Raw genomic sequence first — 3,960 nt, 5'->3', positions numbered from 1 at the left:
AAAATAATGGGTTTCATACCTACTTCGGTTAGTTTTCCTAAATTAGTTTTCATACCTATGGCTGAAATAGCAGCAATTAAAAAGAACTGCGAAAGTTCGTTAGCGGTTTCAAGTACTATTGTAGGAACTGAAAAGCAGCTATTTATTACCATAAGTATTACAAAGCCAATTAAAAACCCAGGTACTTTAGGTAACTCTCCGTGTTTTTCTTTATTTGAGTGATTAATAACAACCATCATAATAAGTACAACGGGTAGTAGCATTGCAACACGTACTAGCTTAGTTAGAGTTGCTATATCGCCTGTCTCGGGTGATACCGAATAACCTGCACCCACTACCTGGGCTACATCATGTATTGTGCCACCTAAAAATACGCCTGCATTATGCGCGTTAAATTCAAGATAATTAACCACGATAGGGTAGAGGATCATAGCGATAGTCGACATAGCTGTTACGCCAATAACGGTTAATAGGGTATCGCGTTCTTTATGCTCGCTGTTTGGCATAATAGACGAGATAGCCAGCGCAGCAGACGCTCCACAAATAGCAACCGAGCCACCTGTTAGTGCACCAAAGCGTTTTTGTAAGCCAAATACGCGCGCTAGCACTACACCTAAAATAATAGTGGTAAATATGGCGCCCGCTAACATAAGTGCTGTTTGCCAACCCAGTGTTACTAAATCTCCCAGCGCTATGCGTGTGCCTAGCAGTACTATACCTACACGCAAAACCGTGGTGCCGGTAAAATCGATACCTTTGGCGCAAGGGCTATCGCTTTGATACAAAAATGAGACTGCCATACCCAGTAACAAAGCAAACAACATGGCTGGCGCGCCGTAATGCTCACTCAAAAATAAGGCGGCAAGGCCAGTCATTGCAGCAATACTGGCACCTTGCCATAAAGGTGATATTTTACAGCTTAATTTACTGCTTAAGCGCTGCATTACGCTTTAGCTGCGGTAAGTGCTACTAATACTTGGCGCTTACGTTCACCTGTAAAAGGGCGACGACCATGCATAGCCATTTCGTTATCAACTAAAGCAACGTCACCGTCTTGCCATGCAAGATCAAAGGTAAATACTTTAGAAAGCTCAACAATTTTATCAAGTCCTGCTTTGGGTATTGCACTACCATCGCCAAAAGTAATGGCGATTGATGGGTTTTCGCGTACACCTTTCCAGCCCATGTAAGCGGCAATCAGTTGGTTATAAAAAACCTGTACGTTATTTTCAAGAGTTACTACCGCAGGCAGTACCGGTGTAACGGCTTTTAGTGAGCCGTCTTCAAGCCATTCCCACTCGTAACCAAGTTCGGTTAATTTATTATGTGCTTCGTCTTTGGTTTCTACACTTAGCGTACTTTTCCAGCTTCGGCCTTGGCCTGATGTTGCGTCGTCAGCGGCTGGCATATAGGTGGTATATTTTAGGCCTTTGTGTTCAAAGTCATGGGCAAGCTTGCTGTCGTATTCTTTTAACGCACTAAATAATTTATCTGATCGGCAAAGAGGTGTTGCACCGCCTTCTTCAGCGGCCGATTTACAAAAAAAGAACAACTTACTTGGCGAAATAGGCGTTTGCGCCATTTCGTGATGCAAGTATATTTCTACATCTTTTGGCGCTTCGTTAGCTGTAAATACACGTTCGGTAAAATTAATTCGTACTGCGTTAGACAGTGACTCTTTATAGGTAAAGTTTGTGTAGTCAAACCCGGCTGAAAAAGTATCAAAGGTTTCGGCACTATTTATAGGAAAGCCGCGAAACAACACAGCACCTGAGCTGCGAAGTTTTTTAGCCAATTCACTTTTATTTGCGCGAATGAAAGCTACCGCTTCTTCAACGGTGCTGGCGTTATTGTTATTAACCACAATGCACGGAAAAACCGAGTCATCGAATGTTAATTGAGTTGGCACTGAGGCGTAGTTAATTTCGGTAGCTGACATTGTATGTTCCTAATCGTAAATTGGGTGAAAACGGTTAAAGGCAGCTTCACAAAAGTGCCCAGGGTCGTTAAATCGGCGATTACTGTTAAGCGCAGAAATTTGCGCCATTTCTTGCTCTGTTAATTCAAAATCAAACAGTGCGAGGTTTTCTTTCATGCGTTCAAGTTTTGAAGTTTTTGGAATAATGGCTGTGCCGCGTTGCACGCCCCAACGAAGAACTACTTGTGCTGGCGTTTTGCCATGATTGTGTGCAGCCGCTTTAACAACGCTTTGCTCAAGAACTGATTCAGTTTTATCAGCCATTTCTAGCTCAAGGTATGAAAGCGCACCCAGTGGTGAAAACGCAGTAACCGGAATATCGTACTGCTTTGCGAGTCTTACTAATCGCTCTTGCGTTAAATAAGGGTGCGACTCAATTTGCAACATAGCGGGTTTGATATTTGCGTAGGTCATTAAATCGTGAAGCAGCGCGCTTGAGTAATTACATACTCCAATGCGTTTAGCTTTGTTGTTATGTACTTGCTCTTCCATTGCTTGCCACGTTAAATATAGCGGCACTTTTGCCAGCTCCATTTGTGGATTTTGCGCGTCTGGGTCAACAAACCACTCTGGTGGATAGCGGGTTTCTATTGGCACAAATGTTTGCGCAATCGGAAAATGAATTAGGTATAAGTCTAGGTAATCTAGCTTTAAATCACTCAGTGTTTTATCAATCGCGAGGCCAACATGCTCTGGTGCATGAAAGGTATTCCACAGTTTTGATGTTACCCATAATTCTTCGCGAGTACATAAACCATCGTTTATTGCTTGGGCTATGCCATCGCCTACTTGTTCTTCGTTACCGTAGTCTGATGCGCAATCAAGATGGCGGTAACCTGCCTTAATGGCTTGGTATACCGTTTGCGCACAATCTTCTTGTGCTACTTTCCATAAACCGAACCCTACTGGAGGGATATTATTTAATGAACTCATTGGGAATTCCTGTTAAAAATGCATAATGACTTAGGTCTTGTATAAGACATAAGTTATTATACGAATCAAACAGTGTCAATACTGTGTTAACAGCAAAGTAGTAAATGGGTGGGTTAAAAAACCTACAGGCAGCAAAAAGGCAGCGTTTGCTGCCTTTAAAAAATATTTAATTATTATGCGCTAAAGTAAGTTTTTAGCACTAAACACGCTTTTAATTAATCAAGTTCAATTTGATAGTGGTAATGATCGCTACGGCATTTGCTTTGGCGGTATTCAATTAGCTTACCTTCGATTGATTCGGTAATTCGTGATACCAACAGCAGTGGGTCGCCAGCTTTAATAGCAAGCATTTTGGCATCATCAGCTGTAGCAAGTACAGCTTTAATACTGTCTTGGGTTTTGTGTACAGTTTGGTTAAATTTGGTTTGATAGTAATGGTACAATGTATGCGGAATATCACTACTTTGATGTATATCAGGAAAGTAGCTTTGCGGTAGGTATATAGTTTCGCTCATGCAAAATTCGTTATCAAGAATACGTCTACGAACAAGCTTGGTAACTTTGTCTTTTTTATTGAGTTGTAACGCTTCTGTTACTTCAATTGGCGCTGCACAAAGCTCAACCGATAGCAGTTCAGCCTTTGGCAAATCAGCGCCTTTACCGTCGGCTTGTAACGGAAAAAACCTAAATAAGGCATCTTGCGCAGTATGCTCTGATACAAACGTACCAACGCCTTGGCGACGAGTCACTATTTTATTGTCGGTTAATAAATTAAGTGCTTTACGAACCGTACCTTGGCTTACGTTAAATTCTTCAGCAAGGCGAAATTCGCTTGGTAGTGCTTCGCCAGGTACCCAGCGTCTTTCAACAATGAGCTGTTTAATATAATCAGCCACTTGTAAGTAAAGCGGTTGAAAAGCCAAGCTTGGGCCACTTAATTTGTGATCAAACATAGAGTTACTCATTATTATTTACCATTAAATTTAATCCACCTGTAGTTATATCATAGGTGAAACATTTTACGCATATTTGCGCTAGCTCAATTAAAC

The 3,960-nt window shown here is 41.6% G+C and carries 4 protein-coding genes; all 4 read right to left on the bottom strand.

Annotated features, from left to right (window positions below; genetic code table 11):
- A partial coding sequence (locus H5072_RS13580; protein ID WP_182693817.1) for a YeiH family protein occupies positions 1-944 on the bottom strand: 944 nt, incomplete at its 3' end.
- Positions 944-1,939 carry a TauD/TfdA family dioxygenase gene (locus tag H5072_RS13575; RefSeq protein WP_182672127.1) on the bottom strand — a complete coding sequence of 332 codons (996 nt, stop codon included), beginning with the start codon at positions 1,937-1,939 and terminating at the stop codon, positions 944-946. The genes H5072_RS13580 and H5072_RS13575, both read right to left, overlap by 1 nt.
- Before the next feature lie 9 nt (positions 1,940-1,948).
- Positions 1,949-2,911, bottom strand: a complete 963-nt coding sequence (locus tag H5072_RS13570) for an aldo/keto reductase (RefSeq protein ID WP_076925524.1) — start codon at positions 2,909-2,911, stop codon at positions 1,949-1,951.
- Between the two features lie 215 nt (positions 2,912-3,126).
- Positions 3,127-3,876 carry a GntR family transcriptional regulator gene (locus H5072_RS13565; RefSeq protein WP_024600661.1) on the bottom strand — a complete coding sequence of 250 codons (750 nt, stop codon included), beginning with the start codon at positions 3,874-3,876 and terminating at the stop codon, positions 3,127-3,129.
- Between the last annotated feature and the right edge of the window lie 84 nt (positions 3,877-3,960).

Origin of the sequence: Pseudoalteromonas sp. SR45-5 (assembly GCF_014163565.1) — a bacterium.
Classification (GTDB): Bacteria; Pseudomonadota; Gammaproteobacteria; order Enterobacterales; family Alteromonadaceae; genus Pseudoalteromonas; species Pseudoalteromonas distincta.
This window is presented reverse-complemented; position numbering and strand designations above follow the sequence as displayed.